This window comes from Methylobacterium sp. J-030 (genome assembly GCF_022829545.1).
Classification (GTDB): domain Bacteria; phylum Pseudomonadota; class Alphaproteobacteria; order Rhizobiales; family Beijerinckiaceae; genus Methylobacterium.
Window position 1 is genome coordinate 87695 of record NZ_JAKSYM010000321.1, and the last position, 18102, is coordinate 105796.

At 69.4% G+C, this 18102-nt stretch carries 17 protein-coding genes; 7 read left to right on the top strand and 10 right to left on the bottom strand.

Annotated features, from left to right (window positions below):
- Positions 1-9: 9 nt before the first annotated feature.
- Genes speG through apaG form a run of 3 tightly spaced genes read right to left on the bottom strand, consistent with a single transcriptional unit; the run spans position 10 to position 2175 of the window.
- On the bottom strand, positions 10-579 hold the full coding sequence (gene speG / locus MKK75_RS24355) for a spermidine N1-acetyltransferase (RefSeq protein WP_244045085.1): 570 nt from the start codon (positions 577-579) through the stop codon (positions 10-12).
- Positions 576-1745: an acetylornithine deacetylase gene (gene argE / locus MKK75_RS24360; RefSeq protein ID WP_244045086.1), complete on the bottom strand. Its 1170-nt coding sequence runs from the start codon at positions 1743-1745 to the stop codon at positions 576-578. Before argE ends, speG begins: the two co-directional genes overlap by 4 nt.
- A gap of 37 nt (positions 1746-1782) precedes the next feature.
- Entirely contained in the window at positions 1783-2175 is a 393-nt protein-coding gene (gene apaG, locus MKK75_RS24365) for a Co2+/Mg2+ efflux protein ApaG (protein WP_043355208.1), read from the bottom strand.
- A gap of 275 nt (positions 2176-2450) precedes the next feature.
- Between apaG and MKK75_RS24370 the strand changes: the two genes are divergently transcribed.
- Together MKK75_RS24370 and MKK75_RS24375 are read left to right on the top strand one after the other, a co-directional pair.
- Positions 2451-3575, top strand: a complete 1125-nt coding sequence (locus MKK75_RS24370) for a 2'-deoxycytidine 5'-triphosphate deaminase (RefSeq protein ID WP_244045087.1) — start codon at positions 2451-2453, stop codon at positions 3573-3575.
- Between the two features lie 23 nt (positions 3576-3598).
- A complete protein-coding gene (locus tag MKK75_RS24375) occupies positions 3599-4060 on the top strand; it encodes an Lrp/AsnC family transcriptional regulator (protein WP_244045088.1) in 462 nt (153 codons plus the stop codon).
- A gap of 18 nt (positions 4061-4078) precedes the next feature.
- Here the strand turns inward: MKK75_RS24375 and MKK75_RS24380 are convergent, their stop codons facing one another.
- The 7 genes from MKK75_RS24380 to MKK75_RS24410 form a co-directional block, all read right to left on the bottom strand.
- Positions 4079-4600 carry a cysteine dioxygenase family protein gene (locus tag MKK75_RS24380; protein WP_244045089.1) on the bottom strand — a complete coding sequence of 174 codons (522 nt, stop codon included), beginning with the start codon at positions 4598-4600 and terminating at the stop codon, positions 4079-4081.
- 283 nt (positions 4601-4883) lie between these two features.
- On the bottom strand, positions 4884-5609 hold the full coding sequence (pgl, locus tag MKK75_RS24385) for a 6-phosphogluconolactonase (RefSeq protein WP_244045090.1): 726 nt from the start codon (positions 5607-5609) through the stop codon (positions 4884-4886).
- Positions 5610-5618: 9 nt separating this feature from the next.
- Entirely contained in the window at positions 5619-6596 is a 978-nt protein-coding gene (gene gnd, locus MKK75_RS24390) for a phosphogluconate dehydrogenase (NAD(+)-dependent, decarboxylating) (RefSeq protein WP_244045091.1), read from the bottom strand.
- A 260-nt stretch (positions 6597-6856) separates the two neighbouring features.
- Positions 6857-9703 carry a bifunctional transaldolase/phosoglucose isomerase gene (locus tag MKK75_RS24395; RefSeq protein WP_244045092.1) on the bottom strand — a complete coding sequence of 949 codons (2847 nt, stop codon included), beginning with the start codon at positions 9701-9703 and terminating at the stop codon, positions 6857-6859.
- 85 nt (positions 9704-9788) lie between these two features.
- Complete coding sequence (gene tkt / locus MKK75_RS24400; protein ID WP_244045093.1) at positions 9789-11864, bottom strand: transketolase; 2076 nt, start codon at positions 11862-11864, stop codon at positions 9789-9791.
- Positions 11861-13750, bottom strand: a complete 1890-nt coding sequence (locus MKK75_RS24405) for a glycoside hydrolase family 15 protein (protein WP_244045094.1) — start codon at positions 13748-13750, stop codon at positions 11861-11863. Before MKK75_RS24405 ends, tkt begins: the two co-directional genes overlap by 4 nt.
- A gap of 124 nt (positions 13751-13874) precedes the next feature.
- The gene (locus tag MKK75_RS24410) at positions 13875-14456 is read right to left on the bottom strand and encodes a hypothetical protein (RefSeq protein WP_244045095.1); all 582 of its coding nucleotides are present in this window, start codon (positions 14454-14456) and stop codon (positions 13875-13877) included.
- A gap of 310 nt (positions 14457-14766) precedes the next feature.
- Here MKK75_RS24410 and MKK75_RS24415 point away from each other — a divergent pair, with 310 nt between their 5' ends.
- From MKK75_RS24415 to MKK75_RS24435, 5 genes are all read left to right on the top strand, one after another.
- Positions 14767-15354: an ANTAR domain-containing response regulator gene (locus tag MKK75_RS24415; protein WP_244045096.1), complete on the top strand. Its 588-nt coding sequence runs from the start codon at positions 14767-14769 to the stop codon at positions 15352-15354.
- Entirely contained in the window at positions 15351-16352 is a 1002-nt protein-coding gene (locus tag MKK75_RS24420) for a CmpA/NrtA family ABC transporter substrate-binding protein (RefSeq protein WP_244045097.1), read from the top strand. The genes MKK75_RS24415 and MKK75_RS24420 overlap by 4 nt, the downstream gene beginning before the upstream one ends.
- Before the next feature lie 144 nt (positions 16353-16496).
- Positions 16497-16658: a hypothetical protein gene (locus tag MKK75_RS24425; protein WP_244045098.1), complete on the top strand. Its 162-nt coding sequence runs from the start codon at positions 16497-16499 to the stop codon at positions 16656-16658.
- A 205-nt stretch (positions 16659-16863) separates the two neighbouring features.
- On the top strand, positions 16864-17379 hold the full coding sequence (locus tag MKK75_RS24430) for an NUDIX hydrolase (RefSeq protein ID WP_244045099.1): 516 nt from the start codon (positions 16864-16866) through the stop codon (positions 17377-17379).
- A 43-nt stretch (positions 17380-17422) separates the two neighbouring features.
- Entirely contained in the window at positions 17423-18088 is a 666-nt protein-coding gene (locus MKK75_RS24435) for a carbonic anhydrase (protein WP_244045100.1), read from the top strand.
- The last annotated feature ends 14 nt before the right edge of the window (positions 18089-18102 follow it).

Sequence of the window (18102 nt, forward strand, 5' to 3'; positions counted from 1 at the left end):
CCCGTCCCCTCACACCTTCAGGACGGGCTCGGCGATGTCGCCACCCCCGCCGCGGGCCTTGAGATAATCCGGCTGGAACAGGCACATCCGCACGGCGTCGCGATAGCGCCCGTTCACGAAGAACTCGTCCTTGAGCACCCCCTCCGGCCGAAAGCCGCAGCGCTCGTAGATGCGCACCGCCCGGGCGTTGTCCCGGTCGACGTGCAGGTAGAGCTTGTGGATATTCAGCACGCTGAACGCGTAATCCATCGCGATCCGGGTCGCCTGCCACGCATAGCCCCGGCCCTGGAAGCTCGGATGGATCGCGATCTGGAACTCGCAGCGCCGGTGCAGGTGATTGATCTCCACCAGCTCGATCAGCCCGGCCGGCTCGCCACTCGGATCGGCCACGATGAAGCGCCGCTCCGTCTGGTTGTGGATGTTGCGCTCGTAGAGCTGCTGCAGTTCGGCGAAGGACTCGTAGGCCTCCTCGAACCAGTAGCGCATGATGCTGTCGTTGTTGTTGAGCTGGTGGACGAAGCGCAGATCCTCCCGCTCCAGCGGCCGCAGCTTGATGGTGACGTCGGTGAGCGGTTTCATGCCGCGCAGGCCTCGATCAGATCACGCAGGAACCGTTCGCCCTGGCCGAGGGCGTCCAGCGTGATGAACTCGTCGGGCTGGTGCGCCTGCGCGATGTCGCCCGGCCCGCAGACCACGGTGGGCAGGCCCGCCACTTGGAACCGCCCGGCCTCGGTCGCGTAGGGCACCGCCACGGTGCGGTTGCGCCCGGCCAGGCGCAGGCATAGGGCCTCCGCGGCCGAACCCAGATCGGGTGCGAGGCCCGGGATATCGATCTCCTCGAGCGTCTCGATCCGCCCGAAATCGCCGTAGCGGTTGAGCCGGACCCGGGTCACCCGCTCCACCTCCCCGGCGAACAGACGCGGGATCTCGGCCGGGTCGAGGTCCGGCAGGCCGCGGTACTCCCAATGGAAGCGGCACTCCTTGGCGATGATGTTCCGGGCGGTGCCGCCCTGGATCGTCCCGACATGGACCGTCGTGGAGGCCGGATCGAACCGGCCGGAGGGGTCGCCGCGCTCGATCATCAGGTCGGCGATCCGGTTGAGGCCTGCAACCAGTTCGCAGGCGGCAGTTACGGCGTTCGCCCCGAGGGCCGGCCGGGCGGAATGGGCCTCGCGGCCATGCACGGTGGTGAGGCAGGTCACGATGCTCTTGTGCGCGTCCGCCACCTCCATGCCGGTCGGCTCGCCGACGATCACCGCGCCGGGCCGCGGCAGGTCGGCGCCGAAGCGGGCGATCCCGTCCATCGAGCCGAGGCAGGTGGTCTCCTCGTCGTAGGAGAGCAGGATGTGGATCGGCCGCTTCAGGTCGGCCGCCAGCATCTCGGGCACAAGGGCAAGGGCGAGAGCATCGAACCCCTTCATGTCGACGGCGCCGCGCCCGTAGGCCCGTCCGTCGGCGACGCGCAGCGTGAACGGGTCGCTGCTCCAGGCCTGGCCCGCCACCGGCACCACGTCGGTATGGCCGGACAGCACCACGCCGCCCGCGACCATCGGGCCGATCGTGGCGAGCACGGCGGCCTTGTCGCCCGCCGCGTTCGGCAGGCACAGGTGCGGGACGCCCCAGCCATCGAGATAGGCGCGGACGGACTCGATCAGCGCGAGGTTGGACTTGTCGCTCTCCGTGTCGAACGACACGAGGCGGGCCAGCATGTCGAGCGTGCTCAGTCGCTCGCCGGTCGCGGGCATGCAATCCTCCGGGGACAAAGTCCCGGGTGACAGGACCTCAGTGCAGGCTGCGGCGGACGTGCGGGCTGTCGAGGGAGAAGGCGGGGATCTCGGCCTCGAAGCTCTCACCGGCTACCGTCGCCATGGTGTAGCTGCCGGCCATCAACCCGTCGGGCGTGTTGAGCGGGCAACCACTGGTGTAGCAGAAGGACTCGCCGGGCTCCAGCACCGGCTGCTTGCCGACCACGCCGGTCCCGCGCACCTCCTGACAGGCGCCGTGCCCGTCGATGATCCGCCAGTGGCGCGAGCGAAGCTGGACTTGCTCGCTGCCGTTATTCACGATCTCGACCGTATAAGCAAAGAAATAGCGGCTCTCATTCGGCGAAGATTCCTCTTCAACGAAACGAGACTGTACAGTTACACTTATCCCCCGCGTCTCGGCCTTGTACATCGCCCTATTTGGCCCTTCTTGCGGACGGTACGATTCGCGAAGCAGAATGGAACGCGCTTCCTGCGCGGTGGTAGTTGGCGGCGGAATCCCCGTCAATTGCGGCGGACTACCTCGCGCGGTCGCAAATGGCGCGCCGGCATGATTCGCTCAGCGATCCGGGCCCACCCCGCGCTGTGACGGCGGGACGAACGGGTTAAGGCCGCGTTAGCCAGTCCCGGAGGAAAACGGAGGCGGACGCGGACCGGGCGGCGGCGCGCGAGGGAGATACGGGCGCGATGACAGCGGGCGCAGCCACGGGAGGGCCCGGTTCAGGTGCCGGGAGCCGCAGCGGCATCCTGCCGGCCCAGGCCATTGCGGCGCTGGCGCAAGCCGGCGGGATCCGCACCGAACGCCCCTTCGCGCCCGACCAGATCCAGCCGGCGAGCATCGACCTGCGCCTCGGCGCCACCGCCTACAGGGTGCGCACGAGCTTCCTGCCGGGAGCCGGGCGCACGGTCCAGGCCTGCGTCGACCGCCTGTCGCTGCACCGGATCGATCTCCGACCGGGCGCGGTGCTGGAGACCGGCTGCGTCTACATCGCCGAGTTGCAGGAGAGTCTGGCGCTGCCCGCCGGCCTCGCGGCGGCGGCGAACCCGAAGAGCTCCACCGGGCGCATCGACGTGTTCACCCGGGTGATCACCGATCGGGGCGAGGCGTTCGATCAGGTCGAGCCCGGCTACGACGGCCCGCTCTACGCCGAGATCTCGCCGCGCACCTTCCCGGTCCTGGTCCGCACCGGCTCGCGCCTGTCGCAGATCCGCTTTCGCCAGGGGACACCGCGGCTGACAGAGACCGAACTCGGCCTGCTCCACGCCCGCTCGGCCCTGGTCGATGCGGGCAACCCGTCCTTCCAGGGGGGCGTGGCGGTCTCGGTCGACCTCGCGGGCTTCGACGGGCTGATCGGCTTCCGGGCGAAGCGCCATACCGGCCTAGTGGACGTGGATGCCCCCGGGCGCCACAAGGCCTCCGAGTTCTGGGAGCCGCTCCCGGCCGACGGATCGGGCAGCCTGATCCTCGATCCCGGCCAGTTCTACATCCTGGCCTCGAAGGAGGCGGTTCAGGTCCCGCCGGACCACGCCGCCGAGATGGTGCCGTTCGATCCGCTGGTCGGCGAGTTCCGCGTCCACTACGCGGGCTTCTTCGATCCGGGCTTCGGCTATGCCGGGGCGGGGGGCGCGGGGGCCCGCGCCGTGCTGGAGGTGCGCTCGCGCGACGTGCCGTTCCTGCTCGAAGATGGCCAGATCGTCGGCCGCCTCGTCTACGAGCGCATGCTCGACGTACCCGAGACCCTCTATGGGGCCGGCGCCGGCTCGAACTATCAGGCGCAGGGGCTCAAGCTCTCCAAGCACTTCGTCCTGTAGCGCCCGCGGGGAGCCTGGATCGCATGGACGCGGTGGACCGGAAGATCCTGGACATCCTGCAGCAGGACGCGACGCTGCCCGTGGCCGAACTCGCCGAGCGGGTCGGCGTGAGCGCGGCGCCGTGCTGGCGCCGGGTGAAAAAGCTGGAAGCCTCCGGGGTGATCCGCGGCCGGGTCGCCCTGGTCGACCGCCGCAAGGTCAACGTGCCGACGACGGTGTTCGTGGCCGTGAAGGCCCCGCGCCATGCCGCCGACTGGTCGGACGCGTTCCGTAGGATCGTCGCCGACTTCCCGGAGATCGTCGAGGCTTGGCGCCTCACCGGCGAGATCGATTACCTGCTGCGCATCGTCGTGCCCGACATCGAGGCCTACGATGCGGTGTATCAGCGGCTCATCGCAAAGCTCGACTTCTCGAACCTGTCCTCCTCCATCGCCATGGAGGAGATGAAGTACACGACCGCCGTCCCGACGCTCTACGTGGCGTGAGATCGTCGCCGCAGCGCCTCAGCCCGCCGCGATCTCGTAAGTCCGGTCGATCGAGGAATCCTGGGTCCGGTGATCGTAGCCGTAGACATGAATCGAGACCGCCGCCTCCGGCCCCTCATTGGCGATCCGGTGCAGGTTCGGCCCCGTGGGCATCATGCAGGCGACGAAGCCGGACTGCCGGACGGCATCCAGGGTCGCCACCGCGTGCGTGTCGCTGATCGGTCGATACCATGTCTCGCGCAGGGTGCCGCGCAGCAGCCCGAAGCAGCACGAGCAGTGGTGATCGTGGACCGGCGTAACCGTGCCCGGCGCCCACACCATGGCCCAGACGCTGATCGCCTCGGTGCCGAACAGCAGGTTGCGGCTCAGGCCCTCACCCCGGCCGACGAGACGCGCCGGGTCGAGCAGTTCCGGCCGGGACAGGAGACGCAGCAGCGTCGTGCGCGCGGCGGCGAGATAAGCGTCCGGGGCATGGCGGGCCGAGACGGCAAGATCCGCCATCATCGCCGCGACGTCGGCGGACGGGATCGACTGGGCCATCGCAGATCTCCTTCGCTGCGCTTCTCGAAGACCTGGGTATCGTATCGCGTTCTCGAGGCTCTGCGTTTGCGTTGTTGTCGTCTGAAGCGGTCCGACGCGAAATCCTATCGCGCGATGTGGCGCGCGCGCGAAACGAGATTGCGCCGTGCGCGCGTTCGCTGGATACGGCTGTCCTGATTCGAGCGGGGAGCCGTGCCGACAGGAGCCCCGTCGGCATCGCGGGGGATCGGGTGTGTCCGGCGCTGGTGGCGAGTGGCGTCCGCGCGTGCGATCCGGTGCGGCCTCAGCCCGCCGCCGCCGCGTCGAGCAGCCACGCGACCGCGCCCGCGCCTGTAACGCGGCCCGCCGGCAGATCCTCGCCGGCGGCGAGGCGGGCCAGCGGCGCGCGCTTGCCCGCACCAGTTACCAGGAACAGCACGTGGCGGGAGGAGGCGAGCGCCGGGAAGGTCAGGGTGATACGCGGCACGAAGGGCGTCAGCCCCGCCTCCGGCACCGGGGCGACCAGCCGTTCCGCCTCGTCCACGGCCGGCTTGCCGGGGAAGAGCGACGCCGTATGCCCGTCCTCGCCGAGCCCGAGCAGCACGAGGTCGAACAGCGGCCGGGCGGGATCGAGCCCGTCGGCCCCGTAGAAGTCCAGCAGCGTGCGCTCGTAGGCGCGGGCGCCCGCCTCCGCACCCGCGTCCGAGGGGATGAAATGCAGGTGCGTCGGCGGGATCGGCGCGCCGTGCCCGAAGGCCTCCCGGACCATGCGGACGTTGCTGCGCTCGTCGTCCCAGGGGACCACCCGGTCGTCACCGAAGAACCAGTGGACGCGCTCCCACGGGACCCGGGCGGCGTAGTCAGGGCCGGCGAGGAGGCCGTAGAGCACCTTCGGGGTCGAACCGCCCGACAGGCAGATCGCGATCCGCTCGGACTGGTTCTCGCCGCAGGCCACGATCAGCCGCTCGGCCGCTTCGCGGGCGACGGCCTGCGCATCCTCCAGGACATGGGTGCCGGCGGGGAGGCTCATGGTGCGGCCCTACTTCTTCGGCTCCTGGTGGCCGCCGAAGCCCTTGCGCATCGCCGAGAGCAGCTTGTCGGCGTAGCTCTCGTGCTCGCGGGAGCGGAAGCGGCGATAGAGGGCGGCGGACAGCACGGTCGCCGGCACACCCTCCTCGATGGCGGCGTTGATGGTCCAGCGGCCCTCGCCGGAATCATCGACATGGCCGGAGAATTCGGTGAGTTGCGCGTCGCCGGCGAGCGCCTGCGCGGTCAGGTCGAGGAGCCAGGAGGAGACGACGCTGCCGCGCCGCCAGACTTCGGCGATGTCGCCCATGTCGAGGTCGAAGCGGCGCTCCTCCGGCAGGGCCTGCGCATTCGCGTGGCGGAGGATGTCGAACCCCTCGGCGTAGGCCTGCATCAGGCCGTACTCGATGCCGTTATGGACCATCTTGACGAAATGGCCCGCGCCGGTCGGCCCGGCATGGATGTAGCCCTGCTCGGCGCGGGGATCGCGGCCCTCGCGGTTCGGGGTCCGCGGGATGTCACCGATGCCGGGCGCGAGCGTCTTGAAGATCGGGTCGAGCCGGTCGACGGTCTCGTGATCGCCGCCGATCATCATGCAGTAGCCGCGCTCCAGGCCCCAGACGCCGCCCGAGGTGCCGACATCGACGTAGTGCAGGCCCTTCGCCTTCAGCGCGAGGCCGCGGCGGACATCGTCGCCGTAGAACGAATTGCCGCCATCGATGATGCAGTCGCCGGCCTGCATCAGGCCCCCGAGGGTCTGGACCGCCTGCTCGGTGATGGTACCCGCCGGCAGCATCACCCAGGCCGCGCGCGGCGCTTCGAGCTTGGCGACCAGATCCTCCAGGCTCGCCGCGCCGACCGCGCCGGCCTCGACCAAAGCCGCCACGGCGTCCGGGTTCTGGTCGAACACCACGGCCTTGTGCCCGTCCCGCAGGAGCCTGCGGACGATGTTGCCGCCCATCCGGCCGAGGCCGATCATGCCGAGTTGCATCGCTGCTCTTCCTTTGATCGACCTCGCGGAGCGAGGTTCAGGTGTCTACGGCTTCACCAACGTCCGACGTCGAAACGCACCGCTTTCCCGGACGCCCGGAACGTCAGTGGGAGGTGATCCGGGATCCAGCACACCAGGCGCCGCGAAAGCGGCTCAGGTCGAAGTCTGCGGACATTTCGCGTCTTCCTGTGCTGGATCCCCGGTCGTATTCCGCTGGCGCTCCATGCGCCCGGGAAAGGGCGCCGACCCTGGGCATCGTCCTACGCCACCGCCGCCCTCAGCGCTGCGGCGACACGCTTCAGCCCGGCTTCGAGATCGCCCTTGATGTGGACCCGCAGCGCCCGCCGCCCGCGCTCGGCCAGCACGGCGAAATCGCCCCGGGCCTGCGCGGCCACCACCGTGGCGAAGCCGAGCGTCCGGCCGGGGATCGGCAGATCCTCCGACGGGTCCGCGGTGATCTGCAGGAATACGCCGGTATCCGGCCCACCCTTGTAGGCCTGACCGGTCGAGTGCAGGAAGCGCGGCCCGAATTCCAGGCAGGTCGCGACCTTCCGGGCGTCGCGCACCGCGATCCGGGCGTCCTGAAGGATGCCGGCCGTCTTCGCGTTACGCGGCACGTAGGCGAGGAGGGCGAGGTAATCCCCGTCCTTCAACCGGGCGACCTGCGCCTTCAGCGCCGCGTCGAGCCCGTCCGAGGCCTGCCTCAAGCCCGCGGCGTTCTTCGGATCGGCGTAGAGCGCGATCGTGTCGTCGGCAAACAGCGGCGTCTCGGAGGGCAGGGCGCCGCTGGCCTCGGCCTCCGCGAACAGCTTCTTGGTCTCGACCTTGCTGGCCTCGACATCGGGCTGGTCGAACGGGTTGATGCCGATCACCGCGCCGGCCACCGCGGTCGCCATCTCCAAACGGTAGAATTCCTGCGGCAGTTGCTCGATCGAATCGAGGGTGATGCGGGCGATCGGGTGGCCGTCGCGCTCCAGGGCGCGCAGGGCCTCGTCCTGCGCCACCTCGGCATGGCCGTCCAGGCGCAGGTAGAGGAAGAACCGGTCGTGGCCGTAGACCGCCGGGACGCCGACCGGCTCCCCGTCCACCGGCACGAGGCCCTTGCCCTGCTTGCCGGTCGATTCCGCGATGAGCTGCTCGGCCCATGCGCCGAAGCTCTCGATCCCCGGCGAGGCGGTCACCGTCACCTTGTCGCGACCGGCGAGCGCCGCGGCGCCCAAAGCGGTGCCGAGCAGCACGCCCGGGTTCACCGCCGGCGGCACGACCGGCCCGCAGGAGCGGACCATGATGCGCGCCGCCTCCAGGAGCGCCTTCACGTCGAGGCCCATGGCGGCCGCCGGCACCAGCCCGAAGGCCGAGAGCACCGAGTAGCGCCCGCCGATCTGCTTCACCCCGTAGAAGATCTTTTTGAATTGATCCGCCTTGGCGACGCGCTCCATGTCGGAGCCGGGGTCGGTGACCGCCACGAAGTGTTCGCCGGCCTTCTCGCCGAGAACCTCTTTGGCGCGGGCCAGAAAATAGTCGCGGAACACGTTGGGCTCCAGCGTCGAGCCCGACTTCGACGCCACGATGAACAGTGTTCTGGCCAGATCGATGCTCTGCTCCAGGGCGCGCACCTGATCCGGATGGGTCGAGTCGAGGATCTGCAGCTTCGGGAAACCCTGGCGCTGGCCGTAGGTCAGGCTCAGCACCTCCGGGCCAAGGCTCGACCCGCCCATGCCGAGCACCACCGCGTCGGTGAAGCCTTCAGCCTTCACCCAATCCGCGAAGGCGGCGTAGTCGGCGGCCTTCTCCAGCTCCTCCTCGACGATGTGCAGCCAGCCGAGCCAGTTCGCCTCGTCGTGGCCTGACCAGACGGAGGCGTCGCCCGCCCAGAGCCGGCGGATCGCGCCGCTCGCACGCCAGGATTCGACGGTCTTCTTCGCCTCGTTCGCCAGCGTCTCGTCGAGCGCGAGGCTCTGGCCGTCGAGCCGATGGCCCAGAAGCGCGGCGCGCTTGCCCGCGACCGCGCCGAGCAGATTGTCGGCCGCGTCGATGAACAGCTGGACGCCCTCCCGCACCAGTTGCTCGGCAACCTTCTCGATGTCGATACCGGTCCGGGCCAACCGGGCCATCACGGCCTCGGCACCCGGCACGTCCTCCTCGATCGTCGCCCGCACGGTGCCGTGGTCGCGGAACGCGTCCATGGTGGCCGGCGGCATGGTGTTGACGGTGTTCGGGCCGATCAGCTCCTCGACATAGAGCACGTCGGAATAGGCTTTGTTCTTCACGCCCGTGGAGGCCCAGAGCAGCCGCTGCGCCTTGGCGCCCTTCTCGGCCAGGGCCTTCCACTTCGGCTCCGAAAAGATGCGCGTGTAGCGCTGATAGGCGAGCTTGGCGTTGGCGATCGCCACCTTCCCCTTGAGCTGCTCCAGGGCGATCTTCTCGTCGGGGTCGTTGGCCTCACCGATCTTCTCGTCGAGCAGCTTGTCGACCAGCACGTCGATGCGGCTGATGAAGAAGCTCGCCACGCTGGCGATCCGTGCGACGTCGTGGCCGGCCTTGGCCCGGGCATCGAGCCCGTCGATGAAGGCGCGGGCTACCGCTTCGTAGGCCTCCTGCGAGAACAGCAGGGTGACGTTGATCGAGATGCCCTCACTGGTCAGCTGCCGGATCGCCGGGATGCCCTCCGGCGTCGCCGGCACCTTCACCATCAGGTTGTCGCGGGAGACCGCCTTGTGCAGGCGCCGCGCCTCGGCGAGCGTCTCCTCGGTGTCGAGGGCGAGGTAGGGCGAGACCTCCAGGCTGACGTAGCCGTCCGCCCCGTCGCTCGCCTCGTAGACCGGGCGGAGCACATCGGCCGCCGCCTGGATGTCGGCGATGGCCATCCCCTCGTAAAGGTCGATGACGCGGCTGTCGCCGTTCGCCTGCACGGCCTTGAGGCTGTCGTCGTACTCGTCCGAGTGGCCGATCGCCTTCTCGAAGATCGACGGGTTGGAGGTGACGCCCCGCAGGCCGTCGCGCTCCACAAGCTGCTTCAGCTCGCCCTTCTGAATGAAGCCGCGGGCCACGAAATCGAGCCAGACCGCTTGATCCTGTTCGTCGTGCAGGGCCTTGAGCGCGTTCATGTCGGTTCCTCGTCTCGCGTGCCGCTTTTTGCCGGGCGCCCTCCCTCCCCCGCTGAGGGGGGAGGGGGCCGTCGCGTATCAGTCGTTACCGCTTGTGCTTGGCCACCTGGGCCTTGGCGGCCTCCAGCACCTTCTCGGGGGTAAAGCCGAACTTGGTCTGGAGATCCTTGATCGGCGCCGAGGCCCCGAAGGTGTGCATGCCGATGATCGCGCCCTCCGAGCCGGCATAGCGGTCCCATCCGATCACGCTGCCCTGCTCGACCGCCACCCGCGCCTTCACGGCGGGCGGCAGCACCGAGTCGCGGTAGGCCTGATCCTGCCGCTCGAACAGCTCCCAGGACGGCATCGACACCACCCGGGCCTTCACGCCCTCCGCCTTCAGCGCCTCGTAGGCGCCGACGCAGAGCTGGACCTCCGATCCGGCGCCCAGCAGGATGACTTCGGGCGTCCCGTCGCAATCGGCCAGCACGTAACCGCCCTTGGCGGTTCCCGAGGCCGCGCCAAATTTCGTCCGATCGAGTGTTGGCAGCGGCTGACGGGAGAGCGCGAGCACCGCCGGCTGGTTCTTCGACGAGAATATCACCCGGTAGGCCTCGGCGACCTCGTTGGCGTCGCCCGGGCGCAGGGTCACGAGACCGGGGATGCAACGCAGCGACAGGAGTTGCTCCACCGGCTGGTGGGTCGGCCCGTCCTCGCCCACGCCGATCGAGTCGTGGGTGAAAATGTGGAAGACCGGCAGCTCCATGAGGGACGCGAGCCGGATCGGCGGGCGCATGTAGTCGGCGAAGACCAGGAAGGTCGCGCCGTAGGCCCGGAGCCCGGAGAGCCCCAGCCCGTTCACGATCGAGCCCATGGCGTGCTCGCGGACGCCGAAATGCAGGTTGCGGCCGCCCGGCGAGAACGGGCCGAACGAGCCGGCGCCCTCGAAGGTCAGGTTCGACTTGTTGGACGGCGCCAGATCGGCCGAGCCGCCGAGCAGGAACGGCACGTGCTGGGCGATCGCGTTCAGCACCTTGCCGGAGGATTCGCGGGTGGCGAGGCCCTTGGCGTCGGGCTCGAAGACCGGGATGTCCCTGTCCCAGCCCTCCGGAAGACGCCCCTCCAGCAGCGCGTTCAGATCCTCGGCGTGGTCGGCATCGGCCTCCTTCGCCTGGGTCAGGAGGCCCTGCCACGCGTCGTAGAGGGCGGCGCCGCGCTTGCCGATCCCGTCGCGAAAATTCTCCAGGACGCCGTCCGGCACCAGGAACTGGGCATCCTCCGGCCAGCCATACGCGCGCTTGGCACCCTTCACCTCGTCCGGACCGAGGGCGTCCGAGTGGGCCTTCGAGGTGCCCTGCTTGGTCGGCGCGCCGTATCCGATCACCGACTTGACGATGATCAGCGTCGGCCGGTCGTTCGTGGCGAGGAACGTCTCGATCGAGCCCGCTAGGGCGTGCACGTCGTTGGCGTCGGCGACGCGCAGCACCTGCCAGCCGTAGGCCAGGAACCGGGTCGCCACCTCCTCCCCGAAGGCGAGTTCCGTGTGACCCTCGATGGTGACGGTGTTGTCGTCGTAGATCCAGCAGAGGTTGCCGAGCCGCAGGTGGCCGGCGAGGGAGGCCGCCTCGGAGGCCACGCCCTCCATGAGGTCGCCGTCCGAGCAGACCGCGTAGACATTGTAGTCGAACAGCGGCAGGTTCGGCCTGTTCAAGTGCTGGCCGAGGTAGCGGCTGCCCATCGCCATGCCGACCGAGTTGGCGACCCCCTGGCCGAGCGGCCCCGTGGTGGTCTCGACGCCGGTGGTGAAGTGGTATTCCGGATGGCCGGGGGTCCGGCTGTCGAGCTGGCGGAATTTTTTGATATCGTCCAGCGCCACGGCCGGTGCGTTGCCGCCGTCGCTCTGGGCCACGTTGGCGAGATGCAGCAGCCCGTAGAGCAGCATCGAGGCGTGGCCGCAGGACAGCACGAACCGGTCGCGGTTCGGCCAGTGCGGGTGCGCCGGGTCGTAGCGCAGGTAGCGGTTCCACAGGGTGTAGGCCACGGGCGCGAGGCCCATGGGCGCCCCGGCATGGCCCGAATTGGCCTTCTGCACCGCGTCGATCGCCAGCGTGCGGATCGTGTTGATGCTGAGCGTATCGATCTCAGCCAGGGCCGCCTTGGCGGGAGTGTCAGCGCCGCTCATGGTTTTACGTCTTCCAGTTGCCCTCGCGCGAGCCGCTTGTCGGCCTCGCGCTGCCGCAGGACGGCGGGAGGGGCGCCGTTGCCCTTACCACCCTGCCGATCCGCAGGCCCTTCGCCGCGCGTATAGCTGAGGAGCGTGTTGACCAGCGCCACGTGGGTGAACGCCTGCGGGAAGTTACCCACAAGGCGCTTGGCCTGCACGTCGTATTCCTCGCTGACGAGGCCGAGATCGGTGCAGATGCCGATCAGGCGCTCGATGATCGTCCGCGCCTCATCGCGTCGGCCCAGGCCGATCAGGTTGTCGGCGTACCAGAACGTGCAGGGCAGGAAGGCGCCCTCGTTGCCCGAGAGGCCGTCGGTCGACTGGCCCTCGGTCTCGTAGCGGAGGACGAAGCCGTCCCGCATCAGCCCCTTGCCGATGGCCTCGACGGTGCCGACCACCCGGGGATCGTCCTGCGGCAGGAAGCCGGTATGGGCCATCAGCAGCAGGCTCGCATCCAGGGCCTTCCCGCCGTAGGACTGGACGAAGCTGTTCAGCTCGGGATCGAAACCCTTCTCGCAAACCTCGGCGTGGATCCGGTCGCGGACCGCCCGCCAGCGCTTGGCATGCACCTCCGTGGCGCCGGATTCGTGCATCTCGTGCATGCGCAGCGCCCGGTCGAACGCCACCCAGGCCATCACCTTCGAGTGGGTGAAGTGGCGCGGGCCCCCGCGCACCTCCCAGATTCCCTCGTCGGGCTGATGCCACGCCTTCTCCAGGTGGTCGAGGATCGCGAGGCCGACCCGGAGGCCGTCCTTGCTGACCGGCAGGCCGCGGGCATGGGCCTGGTAGAGCGCGTCGAACAACTCGCCGTAGACGTCGAGCTGGAACTGGCTTGCGGCCGCGTTGCCGATCCGCACCGGCTTCGAGTTCTCGTAGCCGGGCAGCCAGTCGAGCTCGATCTCCGGTAACAGTCGCTCGCCGCCGATCCCGTACAGGATGTGCGCCTGCTCGGGGTTGCCGGCTACGGCCCGCTGCAGCCAGTCGAGCCAGTTGCGCGCCTCGTCGATATAGCCTGCATCCATCAGGGCGATGAGCGTGAGGGTCGAATCGCGCAGCCAGCAGAAGCGGTAATCCCAGTTGCGCTCGCCGCCGAGCCCCTCCGGCAGGGAGGCGGTGGGCGCGGCCACGATGCCGCCGGTGGGCTCGTAGATCAGCGCCTTCAGGGTCAGAAGGGAGCGCTGGAGCATCCGGTCCCAGGCCGTGCCGCCAGCGCAGCGGCTCGACCAGTCGCGCCAGCCCTGGTCGGCGATCTCCAGCGCCCTGCGCGGCTCGATCGCCACCGGATCGTCCTCGTGCGACGGGCCGTAGCTCAGGACGAAGCGGTGCTTGTCCCCGGCCTGGACGGTGAACTCGGCGACCGTGGTCTGGGCGTCCGAGCCCTTGAGGTGCACGTCGGTGCGCAGCACGACCTTGTGGGGACCCGAGACGGCGCGCAGGTTGCCGAGTTCGGAGCGCGAGACCCAGGGCACCGCCGACCCGTAATCGAACCGGACCGCCATCTCCATCCGCATCGCGACGCGGCCATGGATGCCGTCCACGAGCCGCACGAGGTGCGAGCCGTCGCCGACCGGCATGAAGTCGGTGACCAGAACCTCGCCCTGCCGGGTGATGTGGCGCGTCTCGAGCACGAGGCTGCCCGGCCGGTAGGACCAGCGCGTCTCGACATGTGCCGCTTCCGGAAAGATCTTCCAGAACCCGTGTGCCTCGGTCCCGAGCAGGCTGGTGAACAGGGCGGCCGCGTCGAAGCGCGGCCAGCACAGCCAATCGACGCTGCCCTGTCGGCTGATCAGCGCGGCGCTGCGGCAATCCCCGACAAGCGCGTAGTCCTCGATGCGTGCAGCCATCCGACAGCGGCTCCGGTCCGCGGAGGGATGCCCGGACCGTCCGCTGCAATGCACCTAGGACATGAGGCGGGGAGATCCAGAGGCTGTGGATCCGGCGCGGACAGGCCGAGCGCGCACCCCGCGGTCAGCGCAGGCACTCGGCCACGGCCAGGGAAACGGAACCGCGAACCGCCACCGCGCCGTCGCGGACGAATGCGGCCGCATCGCCGACCACCTGGGCGGCCGGCGCGAGGGTTTCCGACACCGTATCGGTCACCGTCTCGGCGAACGTATCCGCGAAGGGCAGGGCAGGGCCCGGAATTCCGGTGCGTGCGGCGGGCTCTGCGGCTTCCGCATAGGCGGCGGCGAACGGATCGGTGCCGCGCGGCGAAGCATCCGGGCATCGCCGGCCCGGGCAGGCCCGCCGATTCGCGATCGCGAGGCGCGGCGCCGGCCGAACCGACCCGATGCGCGGACTGGGAGCGACGGCCTTCGGCGCCAGATCGTCGAGCGGAAAAGCCTCGGCGAAGATCAGGGCGGCCGGGAGACGTCCCGGTGACGCCGTGTTGGCGGGGTGACGCGCGAACGCCGTCGTGGCCGCCACCGGAGGCATCGCCGCCAGGGATTCCGTCGTGAGCGGATCCGCCTGCGCGCGATCCATATGCGACGGCCGGATCGGGTTGGTCGAGGGGCAGTAGAACGAGGCCACGCCCAGGATGGCGATCACCGCCAGGGTGGGCAGGAACGGCATCGTGACGCGGGCGGCGCCGGCGTCCGTGAGAGCGGGCTGATCTGGCCTGCGCATCCGAATCACCGATCCCCCTGACCGTTCCCAGACGATCAGGATGCAGCCCGCAATGCGGCGGAAACGGGACCGTTTCTTTTCGCGGCCGTTGCAGCCCGTCGCAAACGGTGGGCGCGCGACCGTGGCCCCCCGCTTTTCCGGATCGCCCGGTGGCGGGCATATACCTTGCTTCGCTTCCGCCGCCCCCTCCGGGCTGCCCCGACCAAGACGACCCGCCCCGAACCGGGCTCCGATGACCGAAACCAGCTTGACCGTCGCCGTAATCGATCCGAGCCGCGCTCGCGCGGCGATTCTGGAGGAGGGTCTGCGCGCGTCGGGCGTCGGCCGCGTCGTCGTGATTCCCGATACCGCCGACCTGATGGAGCGGGTGACCGCCCTCAAGCCCGACGTGGTGGTGATCCACCTGGAGAGCCCGAGCCGGGACATCCTTGAGCAGATGTCGGGGGTCTCGCGGCAGGTCGAGCGGCCGGTGGCGATGTTCGTCGACCGCTCGGACACCACCATGATGCAGGCCGCCGTCGACGCGGGGATCTCGGCCTACGTGGTGGATGGTCTGCGGGCCGAGCGGATCAAGTCGATCCTGGACATCGCGATCCTGCGCTTCAACGCCTTCGCACGGCTTCAGCGCGAACTCTCCGAGGCGCGGGGCGAACTCGCCGACCGCAAGCTGATCGAGCGCGCCAAAGGCATCCTGATGAGCATGAAGGGCCTGTCGGAGGACGAGGCGTACAAGCAGCTGCGCCGCAAGGCCATGAACGAGAAGCGCAAGATCGCCGACATCGCCCGGGCGATCGTCACCACCGCGGACCTGCTCGGATGAGGCTCCAGCTCGGTTACATTCCGCTCTGCGACGCCGCACCCCTGATCGCGGCCCACGAGCTGGGCTTCGCCCGGGCAGAGGGTCTCGACCTCGACCTCACCGCCGAGCCCTCGTGGGCGACGTTGCGCGACCGCTTGGCGCTGGGCCATCTCGACGGGGCCCACATGCTGGCGCCGCTGGCGCTGGCGAGCCGCCTCGGCCTGTCCGGCCCGCCCTCGGACCTGATCGTGCCGATGCAGCTCAGCGTCAACGGCAACGCCATCACGCTGTCACGGAGCCTCTGGGACGCGATGGCTCCGGAGAGCGGGGCGCCCATCGCGGTCGCGCGCGCCTTCGCCCGGATCGCCGAGGAGCGGCGCGCGACGGGGCGGCCCCTGACGCTCGGCACCGTCCATCCGTTCTCGTGCCACAGCTACCAAGTGCGGCTCTTCGCCGAGGCCGGCGATCTCGACCCGGCCGCGTTCCGCACCGTCGTGGTGCCGCCGCAATACTGCGTCGAGACTCTTGCGCGGGGCCTCGTCGACGGCTTCTGCGCGGGCGCCCCGTGGAACGATGTGGCAGCCGCCGCCGGCCACGGCCGCATCGCGGTGCTCGGAAGCGCCCTGACGCCGGATGCGCCCGAGAAGGTTCTGGCCGTTTCCGAACGGCTCGACGGTGCGATCCTGCCGCTGATCCGGGCGGTGGCGCGGGCCGGACGGTGGTGTGCCGATCCGGAGAACCGGTCGGAGCTGATCCAGCGGCTCGCCCGCCGGACCTATCTCGATCTCGATGCGGAGATCGTCGGCCGCGCCCTGCCGGGGGGACTGGGGGAGCAGCCGATCGCCGGTGCCGCCCTCGATTTCGGCGGTGCCATCCAAGAACCGCGTCCGGTCGACGCCCGGTGGCTCCTCGCGCAGATGCGGGCCGCCTGTCAGATCCCGGATCGGAGCACATTCGACGACGCGATCCCGACCATCTACAGGGCAGATCTCTACGGCGCGGCGGGAGTCGGTTCATAGCCGGGAGACAACGCGACGCTTTCGTCACCGGGCGATGCCGCGGCGGCCGGTGGAAGCGGAACGTTGCGCGCAATGGCCCGTTGTGTCTGTGCCATGCCCGGATGCCGCAAACTCGATACTGGCTCGTATTCATCGCATCCGCGGATGCGCGACGAGCTTCGTCGTCACATCTACCGTGGCGGCAGGCCTCCCCGGGCCTGTAACGACAACCGGCGTGCCGGCGTCAGCCGCGGCTGGTATTGGGCGCTGATGGTCGGCGCGATGCCGACCATCGGTCTGTTGGCCGTCCTGTCAGTCCTGATCTGACCGACCCCCCCGGCCTTGCCGCCCCTACGGCGACGGCGGTCGTTCCCCCGGAAACCGCACGCAGCGTTCGTTGGATGCGTGCGCCGGTTGCGGAGCGTGATCCACAACGTTCTGCGCGTGGATGGAGTCCTGTCGGGCTCTCCACGTCGTTTCGCAGGCTCGGTGCTTGTGTCCGTCTAGGCCACCGTGCCCTAGCTCAGACTGCATGAGCACCGCGTCCGCGCTTCCCGTCCGCCATATCGCCCGGGCGATCGTCCTCGATCCGCAGGATCGGATCCTGCTGATCGCCTACGCCTCCGTCCACGCGAAGGGACCGGACGGTGCGCCCTTGCGGTTCTGGTTCATGCCCGGCGGCGGCCTGGAGCCCGGCGAGGACCACGTCACCGCCTGTCGCCGGGAACTCGATGAGGAGATCGGGCGCGCCGACGTCGCGATCGGCCCGCAGGTCGCCACCTGCGACGGCCCGTTCCACCTGTTCCGCCAGCCTCGCGACGCCCGCGAGCGCTATTTCCTCGTCCGCCTGCCCGACGATCGGGTCGACACCAGCCGGCTTGCGGAGACCGAGGACAATCCGGTGCTCGGCACCCGCTGGTGGCCGCTTGAAGAGCTGCGCACCAGCGGCGAGCGCGTCGAACCGTCCGGACTGGCCGATCTCGCGGCCGACCTCGCCCGCGGGATTATGCCTGCGAAGCCCCGCGTTCTGGCTTGGCAGACACGCTGATTGCAGCCGCGCCGCGGCGGATGTTTCAACTGGAGGTTCTTCTATGTTTCCCGTTTATTTGACCGAAGGTTATCGGACGTTCCTCGAGCAGCGCTTTCCGGCCGAGCGCCGGCGCTTCGCGCAGTTGGCCACCTCCCAGACGCCGGAGATCCTGATCATCAGTTGCTGCGACAGCCGGGTCTCGCCCAGCGCGATTTTCGATGCCGGACCGGGCGAGCTGTTCACGATCCGCAACGTCGCCAACCTCGTGCCGCCCTACCAGCCGGACGAAAACTATCACGGCACCTCCGCGGCGCTCGAATTCGCCGTCCAGGCCCTGGAGGTGAAGCATATCGTCGTGCTCGGGCACGCCACTTGCGGCGGGGTGAAGGCCTACGCGCAGAAGGCCGCGCCGCTCTCCGAAGGGAATTTCATCGGCAAATGGGTTTCGCTGGTGGAGCCCGCCGTGGCGAAGGCAGGCGACCCCAAAGCGCCGGACTACCTGACGCGTCTCGAATACGCCGTGGTGGCGCAGGGTCTGGAGAACCTGATGACCTTCCCGTTCGTGAAGGAACGGGTCGAGAATGGCCGGCTCGAACTCCATGGCGCGCATTTCGGCGTTGCCAGCGGGTCCCTGGTGGTGCGCGACCCGGAGACGGGGGCGTTCAAGCCGCCGATCGACACGGGCGGCCTGCCGGTGCGTTCGGTGGCCGCCATCGCGTGTGACTGATACCCAAGTTGCGC

Coding starts and splice junctions, on each gene's coding strand:
- speG (WP_244045085.1), bottom strand. CDS start 579: ATGAAACCGCTCACCGACGTCACCATCAAGCTGCGGCCGCTGGAGCGG.
- argE (WP_244045086.1), bottom strand. CDS start 1,745: ATGCCCGCGACCGGCGAGCGACTGAGCACGCTCGACATGCTGGCCCGC.
- apaG (WP_043355208.1), bottom strand. CDS start 2,175: ATGTACAAGGCCGAGACGCGGGGGATAAGTGTAACTGTACAGTCTCGT.
- MKK75_RS24370 (WP_244045087.1), top strand. CDS start 2,451: ATGACAGCGGGCGCAGCCACGGGAGGGCCCGGTTCAGGTGCCGGGAGC.
- MKK75_RS24375 (WP_244045088.1), top strand. CDS start 3,599: ATGGACGCGGTGGACCGGAAGATCCTGGACATCCTGCAGCAGGACGCG.
- MKK75_RS24380 (WP_244045089.1), bottom strand. CDS start 4,600: ATGGCCCAGTCGATCCCGTCCGCCGACGTCGCGGCGATGATGGCGGAT.
- pgl (WP_244045090.1), bottom strand. CDS start 5,609: ATGAGCCTCCCCGCCGGCACCCATGTCCTGGAGGATGCGCAGGCCGTC.
- gnd (WP_244045091.1), bottom strand. CDS start 6,596: ATGCAACTCGGCATGATCGGCCTCGGCCGGATGGGCGGCAACATCGTC.
- MKK75_RS24395 (WP_244045092.1), bottom strand. CDS start 9,703: ATGAACGCGCTCAAGGCCCTGCACGACGAACAGGATCAAGCGGTCTGG.
- tkt (WP_244045093.1), bottom strand. CDS start 11,864: ATGAGCGGCGCTGACACTCCCGCCAAGGCGGCCCTGGCTGAGATCGAT.
- MKK75_RS24405 (WP_244045094.1), bottom strand. CDS start 13,750: ATGGCTGCACGCATCGAGGACTACGCGCTTGTCGGGGATTGCCGCAGC.
- MKK75_RS24415 (WP_244045096.1), top strand. CDS start 14,767: ATGACCGAAACCAGCTTGACCGTCGCCGTAATCGATCCGAGCCGCGCT.
- MKK75_RS24420 (WP_244045097.1), top strand. CDS start 15,351: ATGAGGCTCCAGCTCGGTTACATTCCGCTCTGCGACGCCGCACCCCTG.
- MKK75_RS24425 (WP_244045098.1), top strand. CDS start 16,497: ATGCGCGACGAGCTTCGTCGTCACATCTACCGTGGCGGCAGGCCTCCC.
- MKK75_RS24430 (WP_244045099.1), top strand. CDS start 16,864: ATGAGCACCGCGTCCGCGCTTCCCGTCCGCCATATCGCCCGGGCGATC.
- MKK75_RS24435 (WP_244045100.1), top strand. CDS start 17,423: ATGTTTCCCGTTTATTTGACCGAAGGTTATCGGACGTTCCTCGAGCAG.